Below are 20,708 nucleotides of genomic sequence, written 5' to 3'. Positions count from 1 at the left end.
CCGTGATGGTAAGCGGCCACGCCGGAAGCGGTTTAGAAGTTGTAACCCACCACCAGGTAGTAACCCCAGCCGGTTGATTTCACTTCAAACGGACCGTTGCCGAAGTTCAGCTCCTGGCCATCAGCCCACTGGCCGCCGTTGTGGAAGTAACGCGCCACGGTAGAGACATGCCAGTGATCGTAGTTCAGCGACAGAATGTGGCTGGAGGCAATTGAGTTGCTGGTGCGTGAGCGGTCAGACTTGTCACGCAGATCGGAGCCCCAGTCAAAGTTGGTGAAACCGATGTAGCTCAGCTTGCCGCCCCACAGGTCGGTAATCGGTACAAAGTATTTCACCTTGAAGCGATAACCATCCCAGCTGTTTTCGTTCGCCGCGCCGTAGTTTTCCCACTGGTATTTCGCGTACACGTTCAGTGACAGGCCGATATCGCTATGGGTATCAATGTCAGTACCCAGACCCATATACCAGGTGTTCTGACGGCTGTCGCTGTTGCGACCCATGTCGTAGATGTAGTTGTTAGCGAAGTACCACTCTTTGAACGGTCCGAACGCCAGGCTGGTGCCGGTCAGCTTATCAATGGAGAAGCGTGGCTCAATTTCCATGAACATCGGAGAACCGTGGTCAAAAATACCGTTGGCATTGCTGTTACCCACGCCAAAGAAGTTGGTCAGGTCAAGGTAGCCGTAGAAATCAAACCAGTCCTTTTTAGTAAAGGCTTCGTATTCGAGATACACATCATTGTTGAACTGGGGTCCGAAGCGGGTGTGATAACTGCCTACCACGTTCACGCTCTGATGCCACCAGTCAGAAAGGTACTGCGGATCGCTTTCCGCCGCCTGTGCGGCGCCGGTCCAGCTACTGGCCAGTAAGGCCCCTGCTATCAACGTTTTAAATTTCATTATTTTTTAACCACTTACTCGTGATCGCCGCGCAAATGCTGCGATCTGGTGAAATCGATCCCAGGGGATGGGCAGTGTGCTGTTGTCGCCGGTCTGACGCGCCGGATTTTCAGGCCCGCGTAATGTGCCTGTAACAGAGCGATAGAAAATAGATTTTGATCACGTTTGTCAAAAAGTGTTGCATTTCGATTCAGTAAATATGTGAGCTTGATCACATAAAGGTCGTGTAACGAACGGAACCCCGCAACCGTTTACGTTGTCGGGATACGCAGAGAACTGGCAGGAGAAGAAAATAACCGGCGCGGATTAACGCGCCGGAGGAGGAAAGACGTCAGGGAAGGGTAACGCGCACCTGCAGGCCACACACTTCACCCTGCGGGTTCAGGCAATTCGACAGAGCCACCTGCATCTGATGCTTTTGCGCCACGCTGCGCACGATCGACAATCCTAAGCCGCTGCCCTGCGCCTGGACATCCGGCGAGCGGGTAAAGCGATCGAAGGCGCGCTCGATAAACGACTCCGGCATGCCGGGGCCGTTATCGACAATATCCACTACCGTATGATGACCGACGCGATGCAGCAGCACATCCACCAGGCTGCCCTCCGGCGTGTGCAGCATGGCGTTGCCGATCAGGTTATCGAACAGGCTGCGCAGATCGGATCGGCTGGCGTGCAGACGATAGTGCGCGGTGCCGTTGAAGCCGATATCAATGCCGCGCTTGTCCGCCACCACCATCAGTTGCTCAATGCTCTCCTTCAGCAGGTCATCAAGCTCAATGGTCTCGACGCTGGCGACCACGGACTGATCCTCCTGGCGTGAGATATTCAGCAACTGCGTCACCAGATGGCGCGTGCGCGTGACGCCCGCTTCCAGCTGATCAAACTGGCGGCTGGCTTCGCCCGGCAGGATGTGCTGACGCAGGTTCTCCAGCTGTAACGTGACGGCGGTGACCGGCGTGCGCAGTTCATGCGCGGCATCCTCAAGGAACTGGCGCTGTGACGACCAGGCCGCGCGTAGTTTATCCAGTAGCGAGTTATAGGCATCGACCAGCGGCAGCACTTCGTCCGGCAGACCGTCCGGCGACACGCTGTGCGGATGCAGGGTTTCCTGCGCCGCAATCTGGCGCGACGCTACGCGCAGATCGCGCGTAATGGCCCGTACCACCAGCCAGATCACCAGCAGCGACAGCGGCATCATCAGGATGAGCGGAATGATGGCGGAGAGTACGCGTTTCACCATCAGGCTCTTCATGTAGCCGACGTTGTGCAGCACCTGAATATTGCCGATCTCGCTGCCCAGCTCGCCGGGTCGGGTGTAAACGCGCCACTGACAGTCATCGCCGCAGTCGCCAACTTTTAAATCTGACCAGCCTTTTTTGCTCTGCAGGGGCGCGTGCAGCGCCGGCCAGGAACTGGCGCGCAGGTGATTATTGGTGTCCCAGAGCTGAACGATATAGGTACTTTTCAGCTTCTCCTGCTGCATCACCATCGGCATCAGTGCCGGCATGCGCTGGCTGCTTGACCAGGCATCGGCAATTTTAGCGAGCTGGTCGTCCTTCATGGTGCCCATCATGTCGCCATAGCAGTGGTAGAAATACCAGGTGACACCGCCGATCATCGCCAGATGCAGCAGCACCAGCGTGGCCAGCAGTTTGTTGCGCAGCGACCGCATAAACGTAAAGGATCTCATATTGCCGGCACCCGCCAGCCCAGACCGCGTACGTTGCGAATCACTTCGTTATCGAGTTTGCGCCGCATGCCGTGAATCAGCACGTCCACGGCGTTGCTGGTGACCTCTTCGCCCCAGCCGTAGATGCGGTTTTCTAACTGCTCACGCGACAGGATCGCCCCTGGGCGTTCCAGCAGCGCATAGAGCAGGGCGTATTCACGTGCGGTTAGCTGCTCGCGCTGGCCTTTGTACAGCACTTCACGCGTCATCATATCGAGCTGCACGTCGCCGTTGCCCAGCAGGGAGTCCGCCGCACCGTGGCGGCGTCGGGTGATGGCTCGCATACGCGCCAGAACCTCTTGCAGATCAAAGGGTTTGAGTAAGTAGTCATCGGCGCCGCTATCCAGACCCTGAATGCGCTGCTGCACGGTATCACGCGCGGTCAGCACCAGCACCGGCGTCATGTCACCGCGCGTGCGCGCACGGCGCAGCACATTGATGCCATCTTCACGCGGTAAACCGAGATCGAGCAGGACGCAGGTATAACCGCCTTCCTGCCAGGCGTTGCTGGCAAATACGCCGTCACGCACCCAGTCCACCGACCAGCCGGCGGCCTCCAGCGCCTGCTGCAGGTTGGCGCCGATCATTTCATCATCTTCTACCAGCAGCACACGCATGATGCCCTCCTGAATAACTTGTCGCAGTGTAGCGCCCGATAATTAGCGCAGAATTAACCTGGCGCGCTGTTTCGTCGGGAAAGCCGTTTTTTGCTTGCTAATTCTGCGCTAATTTTCTGCTAATTAAGGGATAAATTTAACGCGCTACAGTGACGTCACTGGACATTTTACCGACGCCGGAGGAAGTCATGAATCAGCGCGAATTTATCCGTAGTTTGCTGGAGTGGATTGAAAAAAACTTAGGGCACGATCTGCATCTGGATGAAGTAGCACGCCGCTCGGGGTATTCCCGCTGGCATCTGCAACGTCTGTTCCGTCAGCACACCGGTTTTTCACTGGCAGAATACATTCGCCAGCGCCGGCTGACTGAGTCAGCGCTCACGCTGATCAACAGTGATGAGGCGATTCTGCAGGTGGCGATGAGCTACGGCTTTGATACCCAACAGGCTTACACCCGCACCTTTAAAAATTATTTTCGCGTCACGCCAGGCCAGCTGCGGCGTCAGCGTCGCGTCGAGCCGGACCGCCTGCTGTTTCCGCTAGCGGTGGCGGTGTGACATCCCTCGCCCGATTTCCCGTGGCCGCTGCGTAACGGGAAATCGGGTGCGCATTCGCGTTTTTGCTTTTAAGCTGCGGTTCTCACTCTTTCGAATCAGCCAGAGAACATGGACAACAGCGATAATCTCACCGCCATGATGCTGTTTGCACGCGTCGTTGAGCGGCAAAGTTTCAGCGAAGCGGCCCGTACGCTGGGGGTATCAAAATCGCACGTCAGCCGCGAAATCGCCCGGCTGGAGGTGCGGCTGGGTATCAAACTGCTGCAGCGCACCACGCGCAAAGTGGCGCTGACCGAGCTGGGCCAGGCTTACTATCCGTTCTGCACCCGCATGCTGGAAGAGATGCATCGCGCCGACGCGTTTGTGCAGCAGGTGCATCAGCAGCCTGCCGGCAACGTGCGGCTGCAGGCGCCGATCACCTTCGGCTGCCAGTGCGTGGTGCCGACGCTGAATACCTTTATCCGCCGTCATATTCACATCAATGTCGATCTCGAACTGACCACCAGCGACGATCCGCAGCCCAGTGCGGACGTGGCGATTGTGATCCGCGCGCGTGCGCCGGAAGTCGCAAACTACCGCGAACTGAGCAGTATTGACTGGGGACTGTATGCGTCGCCAGCGTATCTGGCCGCGCATCCGGCCATCGATCATCCCGAACGTCTGATGCGCCACGATCTGCTGCTGTTTCACGGCCCGGCACACACGGCGGCATTGCCGTTTCGCCGTGATAAGCAGCGCCTGGCGCTGGATGTGCACAGCCGCTTTCGCGCGAATAACAGCATGGCGCTGCTCAATGCGGCCCTGGCCGGAACCGGCGTGGCGTATCTGCCGGCCTATATGACGCAGGAGGCGCTGGCGCGCGGCGAGATTCAGCAGGTGCTGCCGGAATGGCAGATGGACCGCCTGCACAGTTACCTGCTGCTGAAAGAGCAGCCGCAGCCCTCGTCACCGATCACCTTGCTCTGCGACGCGCTGATCACTGCGCTGGGTGCGTCGTGATTGTTGTTTTCTGGCAACAATAACGCGCTGGCTGGCAAATATCCGCTTCTCCCTGTTTTCTGTGTGCTACCGCTGATAGCCTGCTAAAAAAGCCAAAAACAGGGATATCACTATGTCGCACTCTTCTATCGCGTTAGCGCCTGAGCAGCAACACTGGCGGCGCAATTTGTGGGTTTGCGTGCTGGGCTCGTTCAGCACTATCGTCGCCATGACCCTGCTGCTGCCCTTTCTGCCCCTCTATGTGCAGCAACTGGGCGTGCAGGAACCGGCAGCGATTGCGCGCTGGTCAGGCGCCGCTTATGGTGCCACCTTTCTTAGCGCGGCGCTGACGGCACCGCTGTGGGGAAAACTGGCGGATCGCTATGGCCGCAAGCTGATGCTGATCCGCGCCAGCCTCGGAATGGCCGTCGCCATGTCGCTGATTGGTATGGCCACCGCGCCGTGGCAGCTGGTGGCGCTGCGCCTGCTGGCCGGTCTGCTCGGCGGCTATGCGTCGGGATCCACCATTCTGGTGGCGGCGCAAACGCCGAAAGCGCAGACCGGCTGGGCGCTGGGCGTGCTGTCCTCCGGCATCATGGCCGGTAATGTGGTCGGCCCGCTGCTGGGCGGCGTGCTGCCGCCGCTGATCGGTATCCGCCACACTTTCTGGCTCACCGGTGCGGTGATTTTTCTCGCGTTTCTCGCCACCACTTTTCTGCTGAAAGAAGCGCCACGTGCGGCGAAGAAAGCCGCAGCCGGGGAGGGGGATGAGCCGGAGGCGTCGATCAACCGGCCAGTGGTGCGGCTGATGTGGCTGTCGGGCATGCTGCTGATTTTTGCCAATATGTCGATTGAGCCGATTATCACGCTGTATATCGCGCAGTTTGTGCACGGCGATCACGCGGTGACGGTGACGGCCGGGCTGGTGATGGCGGCCGCCGCGCTGGGCAGCATTCTCTCCGCGCCGCGCCTTGGCCGGCTGGCCGACCGCATCGGACATGCGCGCGTGCTGATTTATGGCCTGCTGTTCTGCGCGCTGCTGCTGATTCCGCAGGCATTTATTAGCGCGGCATGGCAACTGGTGCTGCTGCGTTTCCTGATGGGGATGGCGCTGGGCGGCCTGATGCCCTGCGTGACGGCGTTGATTCGTCATAATGTGCCGCAGCGGCAGGTCGGGAAAATGCTGGGCTATGCGACCTCAGCCCAGTATGTCGGCCAGGTGAGCGGCCCGCTGTTCGGTGGCTTTATCGGCGGCGCGTTTGGTATGCGCCCGGTGTTTCTCGCCACCTGCGTGATTATGGCGCTGTGCGCGCTATTGAATGCGCGGGTGCTGCGTAAACCCTGATCGCCAGATCGACCGTAATGCCGACCGGCGTGAAAAAAAAAGCGGGCATTGCCCGCTTTTTTACTTCAGTGCGAAAAATTACTTCGCATCTGGCAGCGCATAGGCAATCACGTAATCGCCCAGCTTGGTACCAAACGAACCGTGACCACCGGCCGCGATGACAACGTACTGTTTGCCATTCACTTCATAGGTCATCGGCGTAGCCTGGCCACCCGCTGGCAGACGCGCCTGCCACAGCATCTCACCGGTGTTGGTATCGAACGCACGCAGGTAGTTATCTGCGGTCGCGCCGATGAAGAACACGTTACCGGCGGTGGTGATTGGGCCACCCAGCATTGGCATACCCATTTTGAACGGCAGCGGAACCGGTGCGCTATCGCGAACGGTACCGATACGTTTCTTCCACACGGTTTCGTTGGTCTTCAGGTCGATCGCTGAAACGTAACCCCAGGCCGGCTGTTTACACGGCAGACCAAACGGCGACAGGAACGGGTTCAGCTCGACGCCAAACGGCACACCGTACTGCGGCTGAATGCCGGTTTCGGTACCGGAACCGCCTTCTGCGCCCTGCGGTGGTTCAATCGGGTTGCCCGGACCGCGCGGAATCAGCTTAGACACAAACGGCAGCGCCATTGGGTTAGCGATGGCGATCTGACGATGTGGATCAACCGCGATGCCGCCCCACTCGAACATACCGAGGTTGCCCGGGAACACCAGCGTACCCTGCTCAGACGGCGGCGTGAACGGACCTTCGTAGCGCAGACGCTTGAAGATCACGCGGCACACCAGCTGGTCATACATCGTCGCGCCCCACATGTCCTTGTCCGTCAGGTTCTGCTTCGGACGGAAGGTCAGTTCGGAGTACGGCTGGGTCGGTGCCACGTGGTCACCTTTCGCCGCGCCCTGCGGTACCGGCGTCTCCGGTGCAGGCACGACCGGCTTACCGGTACGACGATCCAGCACAAAGATGTTACCGGTTTTCGCCGGGGCATAAATCACCGGTACGGTGTTGCCATCTTTGTCCGTGATATCGGCCAGCGTCGGCTGTGACGGCAGGTCCATATCCCACAGATCGTGGTGCACGGTCTGATACGACCACACCAGCTTACCGGTGGTGGCGTTCAGCGCCAGAACGCTGCTCGCGTAGCGCTCCTGCTCTGGTGTGCGGTTACCGCCCCAGATATCCGGGGTGGAAACGCCCATTGGCAGGTAAACGGTATCCAGTTTTGGATCGTATACCGCCGGCGCCCACGAGTTCGGCGAGTTCATGGTGAAGGTGTGTTCATCGGCCGGAATCGCGTTAGGATCTTTCGCGCCCGGGTCGAACACCCACAGCAGTTTACCGGTATTGACATCGAAGCCACGGATGGCACCAGACGGCTCACGGGTAGAGTAGTTATCGGTGACCGCACCAGCAATGACGATGGTGGTGTCAGTGATAACCGGCGGTGACGTAGGCTCATACTGGCCTGGCGTCTGTACCGGCTGCTTGTGCTGCAGATCCAGCTCACCGTTGTTACCAAAGGATGGGCAACGGGCACCGGTATCGGCATCCAGCGCGAACAGACGACCGTCGTTCACTGGCAGATAGATGCGGCGTGAGCACAGCGCAGGCTGGCTGTTGGCGGCATCGGCAGCAGCAGGCACTTCATGGTATGAAACACCGCGGCAGGTCACGTGCTGGAAGGTAGGATTCGGCTTCAGGCCCGGATCGAATTTCCACTTCTGCTTACCGGTCGTCGCATCCAGCGCAAACAGAATCTGGTGCGGCGAGCAAAGGTACAGCGTGTCGCGGATTTTAATCGGCGTCACTTCGTCAGTGATTTCACCCGGATCGTTGGCGGTTTTGAGATCGCCGGTCTGGAACTGCCAGGCAACCTGCAACTCTTTCACGTTGCTGGTGTTGATCTGCTTCAGCGGCGAGAAGCGAGTGCCCTGCTGGTCACGCGCGTAGGCTGGCCAGTCAGCATCGTTGATGTTACTCAGCGGCTGGGCCTGCGGAACGTTAGCGGCTTCCGGCAGATTGCCATTCAGCTCCTGCGGATCGTGGAATACTGCCCACGCCAGCACCAGTACGCTGGCTACCAGCGCAACGGCCATCGCACCCAGCGCACCTTTACCCGCATGATTCAGGCCGCGATACACAAACGGCAGAATCAGCCAGATACCGAAGATCACCAGCACGTCGGTACGTGGGGCCAGCGCCCAGAAGTCGAAGCCGACTTCCCATACGCCCCATACCAGAGTTGCCAGCAGCAACAGGGCATACAGCAGCAGTGCGGAACCGCTACGGCGCCACAGCAGGACAGCGGTGATCAGCATAATCACACCGCCAATAACGTAGTACCAGGAACCTCCAATGGCGGCTAACCAAACGCCGCCAATCAGCATAAATGCGCCCGTCAGCAGTGCAAACAGCACCGTCAGGAAGCGAATTACGCCAAAAGATGAGGAAGCTTTCCCCATAATATTGACCTCTTTCTTTGCCATAAAATCAAAGGAAACAACCGATTAGGCTGTATCCCGACATAGAGTACGAAGTGACTTAAGGTGTTCTGTCAGTGCTTTTCCGTTAAGCAGGATGATCCCTTTGCGTTAAATTTTATCTTAAAAACGTTAACAGGTTTGATTTTTTTAGCGCTTTGCTCTTTTTATCAGGCAGTGACACGACATTTTATGAGGATATTGCGCCATCCTGTCCGGCGTAATCGGGTGATAACGCCGACGCGCAGAATTTTGTGTAAACGTTTACCCCGGGAAGAGCGGATGACAGCTCCGCTGCGTTTGCCAGCCGCTTAGCTGTAAATGCAGGTAATCTTCGGCCGGTAATTGGAGCTGAGGCGTACGTAATATTACCTCTGCTTGTGTTTCCCGCAGCGAAGCGAGCAGAAAAGGAAAGCTGAACTTGAGATAATTTTCGCGGAAGAAGTCATCGCTCAGAACAATACCGCTGAAGGGAAAATCGGTAATATTTTTCCACTCGGTTCCCGGCGGCGCGAGATCGTAAAGCCAGAAGGAAAAACGAGACGCCACAGCGCGTAAGGCGGATCCTGCCTGACGTAAAGTGGCATAGTTGATCGCCAGCCTTACATTCTCATGTTGCAGGCTGGAATAATTATCCACGTCATGCAAAAAGGACATCACACTATTTCCCGCCAGTGGAATAATTATTAATCCCGCAGCATCCGCTGACTGATAATGTTGGGTAATTATCTCGCCTTCATGAAGTAATGCATCACGCTCCGGCACGCAATGCATTAAGGACGCTGAATAACATGCGCCGATAGGTGTGCCGTCGAAGCGACAGACACGCTCAGTGACATAAGGATGGTATGAATTGTTTTCCATTTATCTCTATGAATAAATTAATGAACGATAGCGTCTTAATTATTATAAGGACGGGAAGACTGCTGTGATTATCACAGGGGGCAATATAGATCGATTCGCCGGCAAAGATCACCTTTTTTAGCTGTTTCTGATAAAGAGATAAAAAGGATTCGCCAAGCATTAATTAACGCTTTACTGAATTATCTGGAATGATTCGGCTATTTTCAAAGTAAAACAATCAGTCTGCTAATATTCAGAACGCCATGTTTAACTGTTAATCCGGATAAGCACCTGTTTTTACAGCGCACATCCAGCCATTGCCTGCCCCGGTCAGTTATCGCACTCTATGGCGTGAAAAACATAAGGAAAGCCGATGGTGGCTTTTCACCAGGCCGGTGCCATGACGCCGGCCGGTTCTGCTTCAGGATGGGATAAAACTATGGGTTCACCGGTCACCGCAGCGGAAGATTCGCTGCTGCGACACAGGTCGTTCGTCGCCTTCTGGCTGGCGCGTACCTGTTCATCGTTTGGTTTTCAGATGTTCTCCGTGGCCGTCAGCTGGCAAATCTATGCGCTTACCCACAGTGCTATGGCGCTGGGCATGATCGGTCTGATGCAATTTTTACCTTCGGTATTGCTGGCGCTGCCGGCGGGTCACCTTGCGGATCAGTATGACCGTCGCCGCATCGTGCTGCTGGGGCAGCTGATTGAGTGGCTGGCGCTGCTCGGGCTGGTGGCGCTGACGCTGCTGCACTGGGCGGGCCGGATTGAAATCTGGGGACTGGTGTTCCTGATTTCGCTGGCCAAAGCGCTGGAGTGGCCGGCAATCACCTCAATGCTGCCAGCGCTGGTGCCGCCGCCTATTCTTGCGCGCGCCATGGCGGCCAGCTCAGTGGGCGGTCAGGCGGCGGTGATTGTTGGCCCGACGCTGGGCGGTTTGCTGTATGTGGCCGGACCGGAGGTGGTGTATGGCGTGTCGGCACTGTTCTATCTGCTGTCGATTGTGCTGGTCAGCCGTTTGCGCTACGAACGACCGCCGCAGACACGTATTCCGGCCAGCCTCAGCACCATGTTTGCCGGTGTCCGCTTCATCCGCGAGCGCAAAGATGTGCTTGGGGTGATCTCGCTCGATCTGTTTGCCGTGCTGCTGGGCGGCGCCACGGCGCTGCTGCCGATCTTCGCCCAGGATATTCTGCATACCGGTCCGTGGGGGCTGTGCATGCTGCGCGGTGCCCCGTCGGTCGGGGCGCTGCTGGTCGGGGTGTGGCTCAGCCGTCACAAGCTGGAAAAGCACGTGGGCATGATCATGTTTGGCTCGGTAGCCGGTTTTGGTCTGGCTACGCTGGTATTTGCGCTATCGACACAGCTGTGGCTCTCGCTGCTGGCGCTGGCGGCACTCGGCGGCTTCGATATGGTGAGCATGGTGATTCGCGGCGCGCTGGTACAGCTGGACACGCCGGATGAGATGCGCGGGCGCGTCAACGCGGTCAACGCCATCTTCATTAATACCTCTAACCAGCTGGGGGAGTTCGAGTCCGGCCTGTTGGCCGCATGGTTCGGTGCGGTGCCCGCAGCGGCGATTGGCGGTGTCGGCACCCTGGTGGTCGTGGCGCTGTGGATGGCGCTGTTCCCTCATCTGCGTAAACGGCAGAAACTGGAAAACGACAGTCTCGCCTGACGTTCGCGGCTGCCCGGCGCGGTAGCCGTGGCCGGGCACGCAGTCTGCCTCGCTATCTCACAGTTAAGTTTGATTATTATTAATCACATTTGACTGTTTGTGAGCATGATCAAACTAATTAAGCGCCAGTTAATCTATAAATTGCCCTGCCTGTGCGTAAATTTATTCATTTTTGAGTGAAGTAAATCATTTTGCACGGTGCGGGGTAGCCAGCGCAGCGACGCAACAACAATAATCATGGCCGCCTCATTAACGGTGCGTGTGAAGCCCGGCACGCACCACGACCCTACGTTATCAATGAGGCGAACATGAAACAGTTCTCTGCAGAAGGGATGGTGATTATTGTCGGGATTGTCATTGCTTACATCCTGTTCACCACCTGGCTGACCTGGCGGTTGCGCAGTAAAAACAGCGGCGACTTTATGGCGGGTTCAAACGTGATGCCAGCGTTTGTGGTCGGCGTGATGCTGATGTCTGAATACATTGGCGCCAAGTCAACCATCGGTACGGCTCAGGCGGCTTTTGAGGATGGCTTTGCCGCGTCCTGGTCGGTGATCGGTGCCGCTATCGGCTTTCCGCTGTTTGGTATTTTGCTGGTCAAACGCATCTACAACACCGGCAAAATTACCATTTCCGGCGCGATTGCCGAGCGCTATGGCAACTCCACCAAAAATATTATTTCCATCATCATGATCTACGCGCTGCTGCTGGTGAACGTCGGTAACTATGTCAGCGGTGCGGCGGCGATCTCTACGGTACTGAACCTTGATCTCACCACGGCGGCGGTGATCACTGCGCTGGTCAGCACTTTCTATTTTATGTTCGGCGGCATGAAAGGCATCGCCTGGGTGACGCTGCTGCACAGCGGCCTGAAATATATCGGTATTCTGGTCATTCTCGGCGTGGCGCTGCACATGACCGGCGGCGTTAGCCCGATGATCAAAGAGATGCCGCACTTTTACTGGACCTGGGACGGTAACGTGGGCGCCAGCACCATTTTTGCCTGGATGATTGGCACCATCGGGTCGATCTTCTGCACCCAGTTTGTGATTCAGGCTATCGCCTCGACCAAAAGTGCGGCGTCTGCGAAGCGCGCCACTTGGGTCGCCTTCTTCTTCTGTATGCCGATTGCCATCGCCATTGCGCTGATTGGCGTGGCGGCAAAGTATCTGCATCCGGAGATTAACAGCCTGTACGCGCTGCCGGTGTTCCTGCAGGACATGAGCCCGTGGCTGGCAGGGATTGTCACCACCTCGCTGGTGGCATCGATTTTTGTCAGCGTCAGCACCGTGGCGCTGGCCATCGCCTCACTGGTGGTGAAGGACTTTTATGTGCCGTACCGTAATCCGACGCCGGAACGCGAATTTCGCATGACGCGCTGGCTGTCACTGCTGATCGGTTTCGTGCCGCTGATCTTCGTGCTGTTCGTACCGGAAGTGCTGAAGCTGTCGTTCTTTACCCGCGCCATTCGCCTGTCAATTTCGGTGGTGGCGATCATCGCTTTCTACCTGCCGTTTTATAAAAGTACGCGCGGCGCGAACGCCGGCCTGATTGGTGCCTGCGTCATGACCTCGCTGTGGTATCTGCTGGGCGATCCGTTCGGCATCAACAATATGTACGTCGCGCTGGTCACACCGGCGGTGATCATGCTGATTGACCGCCTGATCCCGTCACGCCAGCCGCAGCGCAAAAATGCACCTGATTCATCAATGCAAAACAGTGGAGCCTGACATGACCGACTCAACCATTACCGTCGAACGTAACGGTAAGCTTCATCCGCACGCGCAGGACGCGCAGCAGCTCACGGCGATGCTGCCTTCGGTCTGTCCGCAGAACCACGCCGCTAATCTGCTGCCGTTACCGAACGGCGACCTGCTGTGCGTGTGGTTTGGCGGCACGCAGGAAGGCATCGCGGATATTTCGGTGTGGTGCTCGCGACTGGCGCAGGGCAGCGCGCAGTGGAGCGATCCTTTGCAGTTATCCGACGATCCGGCGCGGTCGGAACAGAATCCGGTGCTGTTTCTCGATCCCGAGGGCGTGCTGTGGCTGCTGTGGACCGCGCAGAAGTCCGGTAATCAGGACACGGCGATTGTGCGCTATCGCCAGTCACACGATTTGGGTCACAGCTGGAGTGCCATCGATACGCTGCTCGATCAGCCGGGCACGTTTATCCGCCAGCCGCTGGTGGTGCTGCCGAACGGCAACTGGCTGCTGCCGGTGTTCTATTGTCGCACCCAGCCGGGAGTGAAATGGGTGGGCAACGATGACATCAGTGCGGTAAAAATCTCCAGTGACAAAGGCCAGAGCTGGCGCGATGTGGCGGTGCCGGACAGCCTCGGCTGCGTGCACATGAACATTACGCTGCTGCAGGATGGCAGCCTGCTGGCGCTGTATCGCAGCCGCTGGGCTGATTATATCTACCAGAGCCGTTCGGACGACGGCGGTGAAAGCTGGAGCACGCCGCAGGCAACCGATCTGCCAAATAATAACTCATCGATTCAGGTGACTACGCTGCACAACGGCCATCTGGCGCTGGTGTTTAACGCCATGAGCGCACGTGATGCCAGCGAGCGTCGCCTGTCACTGTACGACGAAATCGAAGACGAAGATGAAGATGACGCGGCGGTGGCCGTGGCGGCGCAGCCGGTGGTTCAGGGCGCACGCACCGCCTTCTGGGGGGCTCCGCGCGCTCCGATGACGCTGGCTATTTCTGCCGATGGCGGAGTGAGCTGGCCTTGGCAGCGTAATCTGGATGAGGGGGATGGCTACTGCATGACCAACAATTCACAGCAGAAACTGAACCGTGAGTTCTCCTATCCCAGCATTAAGCAGAGCGCGGACGGCGCACTGCACATTGCCTACACCTATTTCCGCCAGGCCATCAAATACGTGCGCGTCGACGAACGCTGGGTGAGGGACAAAGCATGAGCCGCCACGCGCTGGTGACCGGTGTCAGTTCCGGCATTGGTGCGGCGATTGCCGATGAGCTGCTGACGCAGGGCTGGCAGGTTACCGGTTTTAGCCGTACGCCGGTGGAGAAACATCATCCGGCGTTTACCTCTGTCAGCGTCGACCTGTTTGACGCCGGTCAGCTGAAACGGGCTTTGGCCGGGCTGGCGAAGGTGGATGCGCTGGTGCACGCGGCAGGCATGATGCTGGCCGCGCCGCTGGGTGAGCTGGAGGAAGAGCAGGGGGCGCGGCTGTGGTATCTGCACGTGCAGGTGGCGCAAATCATGGCCAACACCTTGCTGCCGCAGATGGGCCACGGCGATCGTATTCTGCTGCTCGGCAGCCGCACGTCACGCGGCGCGGCGAATCGCAGCCAGTATGTCAGCACCAAGGCGGCGATGGTGGGCATGGCGCGCAGCTGGGCCGCCGAACTGGCTCCGCAGGGCATTACGGTCAACGTGATCGCCCCCGGTGCCACCGCCACGCCGATGCTGCTGCAGCCGGACCGCGCCAGCTCGCCGCCGAAACTGCCGCCTATCGGACGCTATATCCATCCCGAAGAGGTGGCAGCGCTGGCTGGCTTTGTGCTGTCGCCGGCTGCCGCTGCCATTACCGGACAGGAGCTGGTAATTTGCGGCGGCGCGTCGCTGTAGTTTTATTCTCCAGCGTGCTTCTCCCATCGTAAAAACAGGATGGGAGAGGCTGATTATGTCTCGTCTGCGAAAACTCCTGGCTTATCGTGCTACGCTTTCTTTGGGTTTACCAAAATGGTAATCTTTTACCGTTTTATGCTAAATCCAATTTTATTGTCTACATATTAAGTGGTTACGGAGTGTAGCGCTCCGCAGCAGAGAAGCGCGCAATGAATCATGATGTTCTTCAGGAAATAAACGCCGAACCACTTTTTCCGGTACAGAGCGATCAACATATTGTTTTTGGCGTTGACGGAAAGTTTAAAGCGCATGCGCTAATCACGATTCTGTCCATCATGAAACACGCCGGAGACCGCGTGTATCATTTCCATCTGATCTCTTCAGAACTGACACCGGCCGATAACCACCGGCTCGCCAGGCTTTTTCAGGGATCGCGCCACGGCGTGACGCTGCATCATCTGCCGGACCAGCTGTTTGCCACGCTGCCGGTCACCGAACTTTTTACCCGTGCAACCTACTACCGCTTTCTGGCACCGCTGATTTTGCCGCAGGCGGAAAAACTGCTCTATCTTGATGCCGATATGGTGTGCATTAATCCGCTCAATGAACTGTGGCAGATCCCGACCGGCCCTAAGGCGGTTGCGCTGGTGGTCGGTGAAATTGCCTCGCTGCAGCCGGTGCTGGCCAAGAATGCCGGCTTGCGCGGCGAGCGCTATTTTAACGCCGGCATGATGCTGATTGATGTGGGGCAATGGCGCGCTGACAATATCAGCGAACGCGCGTTTACTTTACTGTCCGAACACGGGCGAAACTTCCAGTATCTCGACCAGGATGCGTTGAATATTTTACTGGAAGATAAAGTGACCTTTGTTTCTCCTCGCTTCAATACCCTGACCATGCTGGCCCATGACGATCGTGGCTATACGCTCGACGTGCCGGCGGAAACCTGCCTGATTCATTATGCCGGTGCGGATAAGCCCTGGCAGGTATGGAATCAACAGTTTGTGGTTCACCATTATCGCGATATTTATCAGGATTCACCGCTGTCCACCATGGCGTTTGACCAGCCAGCCAATGCGCAGCAGGCAAAAAGAATGTATAAGTCGCTTTTTCGTCAAAAAAGATGGTGGCAGGCCATGCTGTGGCGCCTGAAACATATCAAGATGAGGTATTGTTAAGTGCAAGCTCACGCTTTTCGCCAGCTGATGACGGGAAAAAATATTTACCAGCTCTGTTTTGTGCTGCTGAGTATCGCGCTGGCGTCGTCACTGGTGGTTGAAGCCTTACCGCGCAAAATATTCTATTTTTCCAGTTATCTGGTGGCTCTGTATTTAGTAATTCTGGCGGTGAAAAAACAGTGGCTAACAGATAAAACGGCCATAACGGTAGCACTTCCGCTGCTGTTCATTGGGCTGGTCAGGCTCATCTGGGCAAAGATGTTTTCCCACGCTGAATTCAGTGATGTGGTGAATAACTACTTCCAGGGCGGTAAGCTGTTTATTATCGCGGCTTTTCTCAGCTATTTTATCGTCGCGTGGCGCCACTATCTTAGTCGTCCACTCCTGATAACCTGCAGCGCCATCTTATTTGTCGGGCTGCTGGTGACGTTAGGTTTCGCTATCAGTGAACACGCAAAAACGCTGACCCGCATCAGATTGCTGACCGACTCCGCCGGTACCGTCTCTTATCTGATTACCGCGCTGGCGCTCTGTACTTTGTATACCGGCCACCGGGTCATCACCCATCGCGGCGGACAAATGGTCTTATTCAGCGCGGTTTTTGTCGTGAATATGATGCTGATGATTCTGACCGAGTCACGCGCCGGCGTATTAACCCTGCCACTGATTTATCTGGCCTGGTTTTATTTTACCCACCGCTGGGCGGGTAAAATTTCGCTGGTGGTGTTAGCGCTGTTTATTATCGTGGGCGCTTTATTTATGCCGGGCAGCGTCTGGCAGCGCTTAGACAGCATCCACAATGAAGTCGATACTTATCAGACCAACAACAACACCTCGATTGGCGCCCGTTTCTCTATCTGGAAAGGCGGCTGGCACAGCGTTTCGTGGTCGCTGCTGGGGCAAAGTCCGGATCAGCGTACGGCAAAAGCGCGGGAATACATCACGCAGCATGAGCGCCACAATCCCGAAGCGTATAAAAACGTCATGTATCACCTGCACGATGATTTCCTTGAAACGCTTTCGCTGCAGGGGATCGCTGGCGCACTTTCCCTGCTGATTTTTTACCTCGTGCTGCTGATAGTAGCCGCACGCCGCGGCGTCGCCGGATTAACGCTGCTGCCGCTGTCAATTATCATCTTTGGACTGACCGACACGGTGTTAATTCAGAGTGGTTCGGTGCTGATCCTGGTGATGGCGATTATCATCAGCTATGCCATGATTCATCCGCCTGAGAAAGCATCGTCCTGATAAACCGGCGCTGGCATAGCGCCCGGTAGTTACAGCGGTTTGTTTAACTTCAGAGCCAGATATTTCTTTTTAAAGCTGGTTCTGATTTTACTATCGAAAAGAAAAGACAGCGGCCTGATTTTAGTGATCGCCTCAATAACCTGCTTTCTGTCGTCAGGATTATCCAGGGCTTTCCGATGTTTATGTGCAATATTAATCCAGTGGCAGGATAGCAGATTGCGATAGCGCTCCTGCAACACCTCATCCATATGCTGCGTTGCGCTCACTAGAAGTGAAATTTTGTGTTTATCCAGCTGGCTGGATAAGCTGCTGCCGCGTTTAAAATAGAGATAAGGGCTCTGGCGGCTATAAGCGATTGCATCACTGCTGACCAGGATTTCCGGGAAAAGCCAGGCGTCCTCGTAGCAGGTATAATCCGGGAAGGGATGTGCCAGCAGCATGGTGCGCTTAATAAACTGACCGATAAAGTGCGCCTGCAAATCGCGATGGATCAGGAATTTTTCAATGGCCTGATGCCGTGACAGTGTTTCCGCCTGCAGGCCCTGCCACGTGATGTGCTGAGGCCGGGATTCGTATACCTCATTAAGCGCCGTGAACAGTGCGTCGGGACGATGGCTTTTCAGGTAGCGGACAATATCGGTGAGGGCGTCGGCCAGCAACTGATCGTCGCCATCCAGCATCGTAATATATTCACCGCTGCACTGCTGAACGCCAAAATTACGCACCCGGCCAATGTTGCGGTAATCAATATTAAATACTTTCGCCTGCGGATGTCGCCGGGAAAAATCATCGAGTAACGCTGCTGTGTTGTCGACGGATGCGTCATTGATAAGAATAAATTCAATATACTGCTCAACACCATGACAGGCCTTTTCTAAACTCGCCAGCGTGTCAGGCAGAAATTTTTCACTGTTATGGGCCGTTAGCAACACACTGATTAAATAGTCAGGAACCATCATTTTTAAGTCAACATCTGAGGCAGGAATGCCGTCAAGCATACTACAAGTGGCAATTTGAGGGGAGGGCATTGACGCAGTGCAGCTCTGCGCCTGCTGCCACCGATCAGGCACATTTACGGCTGATACAATAATGCGTATGATTCTCATTCCTTTTTATGCTTCCTGCTCGCGCAGGTAACCCATCGGTCCTTACCGGAGACAGCAATGACTTCATCATTACGCCCGCGCGCCACCGCGCTGGTTCTGGCGCTGCTGGCAGCCATGAGCCTGAGCGCCTGTCAGGCGCCGGCTAAAAAATCAGTAGCGCCTGCCGCCGCGGCTAAGCCAGCGGCAGCGGAGAAGGTACAGCAGCGTGAACTGGGCGACGGCCTGTATGAAATGGCCTATGTGCCGGGCGATCCGGCTGCGCTGTATGTGGCCAGCGCGCAGGCGTTTAAAACCGTCAACGGTGGCGTGCTGTATCGCCTGGATGCCCGCACGCTGGCGACGCTGGGCGAAACCCATACCGATCTGAAAAACTTTGGCATGACGGCTTCACCGGACGGCAGCGTACTGTACATTACCAACACGCTGGACGGTGGCGTGACGAAAGTGGACGCCAGAAGCGGTAAAGTGCTGCAGCGCCTGCTGTTTGGCCTGAAAAACGACAAAGGCAATCCGGTTGGCGCGCGTGAAATCCTGCTGCATGACGGCCTGCTGTACATCGGTGCGATTGAGAATCCGGCGATGATTTGGGTGGTCGATGTGAATACGCTGCGGCTGAAAACCACCATCAAAAACGCCGGTAAGTGGGTGACAGGGTTGCTCTATTCGGCGTCAACCGACCGTATTTACGCGGCGAACGGCAGTGGCGAAGTGCTGGTGATCAATCCGCGCAGTCACAAAATTGAGCAGCGCTGGACGCCAGGCGATGGCAAAGAGTATCTGCTGTTAAATCTGGCGGAAGATGCCGCCAATGGCCGCCTGTACGTCACTGACAATTCTAAGGGCAAAACCACGCTGGTGTTCGATGAGCGCAGCGGTAAGGTGATCAAACGCCTGGATGTCGGCGATTCGCTTGGCATCAAATTCAATGCGAAGCGCAACGAGATTTACATCAGCCAGCGACTCGGCGGCAAAGTGCTGCAGCTGGACGCGACGACTTACGCAGTGAAAAATAGCTGGACGCTGCCGACCCACCCTAACAGCCTGCTGGTGTCGCCAGATGGTCAGACGCTGTACGTGACGGTGAAGCAGGGGCTCAATAAAGATCGCTCGCCGCAAGGGCCAGATAGCGTGGTGCGGATTACGCTGGATTAACCGCGCTGGATTTAATCGCGGCGCGAGAGATCGCGCCGCGGATAACCCGTGCTTAGCAACGGGTTACGTCATCCATTACGCCACGCCGTTCACCAGCAGTACGCGGTAGTTGGCGCCTTTCAGGCGATGCGCTTTGGCTTCCTGGTAGGCCGGGCTGAAGTACCAGGCTTTGGCGGCCTCGGCATCTTCAAACTGCAGCACCACCACGCCTTCAGCATCGCGCCCTTCCAGTACCTCCAGATCGCCGTAAAACGCCAGTGGCGTGATGTGGTGATCGCCACGCGCCGCGCCGGCTTTCTGCGAATAGGTGGCCAGCTCATCTTTATCCAGCGTTTCGTCTTTAATCATAACGACATATGCGGCCATTATTGTTCGCCTCGCGCCTGACGCTTGTCTTCAGTATTGGTATCAAAATCGCTCGCATCGTGCCGTTCCAGCAGCTGATCCTGCGGCTCGGCGCCAAATGCCCGATTCACTTTACGCCCGCGGATCACCGCCGGACGGTCGGCAATCTCTTTTGCCCAGCGCACCACATTTTTGTACGACTGCACATCGAGGAACTCGCCGCCGCCGTACTGGTTGTTCAGCACCAGATTGCCGTACCACGGCCAGGTTGCGATATCGGCAATGGTATATTCGTCGCCGGCGAGGAAACGGTGGTCCGCCAGCTGGCGATCCAGCACATCAAGCTGACGTTTGGCTTCCAGCGTGAAACGGTTAATGGCGTATTCAATTTTTTCTGGCGCGTAGTGATAGAAGTGGCCGAAACCGCCGCCAAGGTAGGGCGCGGATCCCTGCAGCCAGAACAGCCAGTTCAGGGTTTCCGTGCGGCCCGCTACGTCGGAGGGAATAAAGTGGCCGAATTTATCTGCCAGATAGAGCAGGATATTGCCGGATTCAAACACGCGCTGTGGCGGCGTGATCGAGTGGTCGCGCAGCGCCGGAATTTTTGAGTTGGGGTTAACCTCAACGAAGCCGCTGGAGAACTGATCGCCATCGCCGATGCGGATCAGCCAGGCGTCATACTCCGCTTCCTGCACGCCGAGCGCCAGCAGCTCTTCCAGCAGGATGGTCACTTTCTGGCCGTTTGGCGTCCCCAGCGAATAGAGCTGCAGCGGATGCTTACCGACCGGCAGCGTTTGCTCATGCGTCGGCCCGGCGGTTGGACGGTTAGTCTTCGCCCCGTTACCTTTGGCTTCCGGGTCCCAGGTCCAGACTTTCGCGGGCTGATACTGATTTTCCGACATAATGCGTTCGCCTTGTTGTGAGAAGATTTTTGCTGCTACTGAGTG

The 20,708-nt window shown here is 56.7% G+C and carries 18 protein-coding genes; 10 read left to right on the top strand and 8 right to left on the bottom strand.

From position 1 onward, the window contains the following. Positions 1-32: 32 nt before the first annotated feature. The 3 genes from E7738_RS12020 to E7738_RS12010 form a co-directional block, all read right to left on the bottom strand. Positions 33-899 (bottom strand): nucleoside-specific channel-forming protein Tsx, encoded by an 867-nt coding sequence (locus E7738_RS12020; protein WP_021507798.1) that lies wholly within the window; start codon positions 897-899, stop codon positions 33-35. A gap of 331 nt (positions 900-1,230) precedes the next feature. Continuing rightward, positions 1,231-2,589 carry a sensor histidine kinase gene (locus E7738_RS12015; protein WP_058759279.1) on the bottom strand — a complete coding sequence of 453 codons (1,359 nt, stop codon included), beginning with the start codon at positions 2,587-2,589 and terminating at the stop codon, positions 1,231-1,233. Further along, the gene (locus E7738_RS12010; protein WP_021507795.1) at positions 2,586-3,245 is read right to left on the bottom strand and encodes a response regulator; all 660 of its coding nucleotides are present in this window, start codon (positions 3,243-3,245) and stop codon (positions 2,586-2,588) included. The genes E7738_RS12015 and E7738_RS12010 overlap by 4 nt, the downstream gene beginning before the upstream one ends. A 188-nt stretch (positions 3,246-3,433) precedes the next feature. On the opposite strand from E7738_RS12010, the gene E7738_RS12005 reads away from it, so the two are divergent. The 3 genes from E7738_RS12005 (at position 3,434) to E7738_RS11995 (ending at position 6,125) form a co-directional block, all read left to right on the top strand. Further along, positions 3,434-3,802 carry a helix-turn-helix domain-containing protein gene (locus E7738_RS12005; protein ID WP_021507794.1) on the top strand — a complete coding sequence of 123 codons (369 nt, stop codon included), beginning with the start codon at positions 3,434-3,436 and terminating at the stop codon, positions 3,800-3,802. Between the two features lie 108 nt (positions 3,803-3,910). Next, entirely contained in the window at positions 3,911-4,801 is an 891-nt protein-coding gene (locus tag E7738_RS12000; protein ID WP_058770045.1) for a LysR family transcriptional regulator, read from the top strand. 112 nt (positions 4,802-4,913) lie between these two features. After that, positions 4,914-6,125, top strand: coding sequence for an MFS transporter (locus tag E7738_RS11995; RefSeq protein WP_394515668.1), 1,212 nt, complete (start codon positions 4,914-4,916; stop codon positions 6,123-6,125). Positions 6,126-6,203: 78 nt separating this feature from the next. Here E7738_RS11995 and E7738_RS11990 read toward each other — a convergent pair whose 3' ends face one another. Both E7738_RS11990 and E7738_RS11985 read right to left on the bottom strand, forming a co-directional pair. After that, positions 6,204-8,591, bottom strand: a complete 2,388-nt coding sequence (locus tag E7738_RS11990; protein ID WP_058770114.1) for a glucose/quinate/shikimate family membrane-bound PQQ-dependent dehydrogenase — start codon at positions 8,589-8,591, stop codon at positions 6,204-6,206. Positions 8,592-8,873: 282 nt separating this feature from the next. Next, positions 8,874-9,473 (bottom strand): hypothetical protein, encoded by a 600-nt coding sequence (locus tag E7738_RS11985; protein WP_058774908.1) that lies wholly within the window; start codon positions 9,471-9,473, stop codon positions 8,874-8,876. Between the two features lie 418 nt (positions 9,474-9,891). Here E7738_RS11985 and E7738_RS11980 point away from each other — a divergent pair, with 418 nt between their 5' ends. The 6 genes from E7738_RS11980 to E7738_RS11955 all read left to right on the top strand — a co-directional run bounded on the left by E7738_RS11980 (position 9,892) and on the right by E7738_RS11955 (position 17,158). Beyond that, complete coding sequence (locus tag E7738_RS11980; RefSeq protein ID WP_394516344.1) at positions 9,892-11,130, top strand: MFS transporter; 1,239 nt, start codon at positions 9,892-9,894, stop codon at positions 11,128-11,130. A gap of 308 nt (positions 11,131-11,438) precedes the next feature. After that, positions 11,439-12,860 (top strand): sodium:solute symporter family protein, encoded by a 1,422-nt coding sequence (locus E7738_RS11975; RefSeq protein ID WP_315659168.1) that lies wholly within the window; start codon positions 11,439-11,441, stop codon positions 12,858-12,860. A 1-nt stretch (position 12,861) separates the two neighbouring features. Further along, positions 12,862-14,058 (top strand): sialidase family protein, encoded by a 1,197-nt coding sequence (locus E7738_RS11970; RefSeq protein WP_394515667.1) that lies wholly within the window; start codon positions 12,862-12,864, stop codon positions 14,056-14,058. Then, the gene (locus E7738_RS11965; RefSeq protein WP_315659164.1) at positions 14,055-14,732 is read left to right on the top strand and encodes an SDR family NAD(P)-dependent oxidoreductase; all 678 of its coding nucleotides are present in this window, start codon (positions 14,055-14,057) and stop codon (positions 14,730-14,732) included. The genes E7738_RS11970 and E7738_RS11965 overlap by 4 nt, the downstream gene beginning before the upstream one ends. 209 nt (positions 14,733-14,941) lie before the next feature. After that, positions 14,942-15,910, top strand: a complete 969-nt coding sequence (locus E7738_RS11960; RefSeq protein ID WP_394515666.1) for a glycosyltransferase family 8 protein — start codon at positions 14,942-14,944, stop codon at positions 15,908-15,910. Next, positions 15,911-17,158 (top strand): O-antigen ligase family protein, encoded by a 1,248-nt coding sequence (locus E7738_RS11955; RefSeq protein ID WP_394515665.1) that lies wholly within the window; start codon positions 15,911-15,913, stop codon positions 17,156-17,158. Between the two features lie 29 nt (positions 17,159-17,187). Here the strand turns inward: E7738_RS11955 and E7738_RS11950 are convergent, their stop codons facing one another. Next, a complete protein-coding gene (locus E7738_RS11950; protein ID WP_394515664.1) occupies positions 17,188-18,264 on the bottom strand; it encodes a glycosyltransferase family 2 protein in 1,077 nt (358 codons plus the stop codon). Positions 18,265-18,321: 57 nt separating this feature from the next. On the opposite strand from E7738_RS11950, the gene E7738_RS11945 reads away from it, so the two are divergent. After that, positions 18,322-19,416 (top strand): YncE family protein, encoded by a 1,095-nt coding sequence (locus tag E7738_RS11945; protein WP_394515663.1) that lies wholly within the window; start codon positions 18,322-18,324, stop codon positions 19,414-19,416. Between the two features lie 75 nt (positions 19,417-19,491). Here E7738_RS11945 and E7738_RS11940 read toward each other — a convergent pair whose 3' ends face one another. Together E7738_RS11940 and yghU are read right to left on the bottom strand one after the other, a co-directional pair. Further along, complete coding sequence (locus tag E7738_RS11940; RefSeq protein ID WP_021507781.1) at positions 19,492-19,782, bottom strand: DUF1330 domain-containing protein; 291 nt, start codon at positions 19,780-19,782, stop codon at positions 19,492-19,494. Continuing rightward, the gene (yghU, locus tag E7738_RS11935; protein WP_394515662.1) at positions 19,782-20,663 is read right to left on the bottom strand and encodes a glutathione-dependent disulfide-bond oxidoreductase; all 882 of its coding nucleotides are present in this window, start codon (positions 20,661-20,663) and stop codon (positions 19,782-19,784) included. The genes E7738_RS11940 and yghU overlap by 1 nt, the downstream gene beginning before the upstream one ends. Between the last annotated feature and the right edge of the window lie 45 nt (positions 20,664-20,708).

This window comes from Pantoea sp. SGAir0430 (assembly GCF_043549295.1).
The sequence above is the reverse complement of the archived record's forward strand: the minus strand, read 5'-3'. Positions and strand labels throughout refer to the sequence as shown.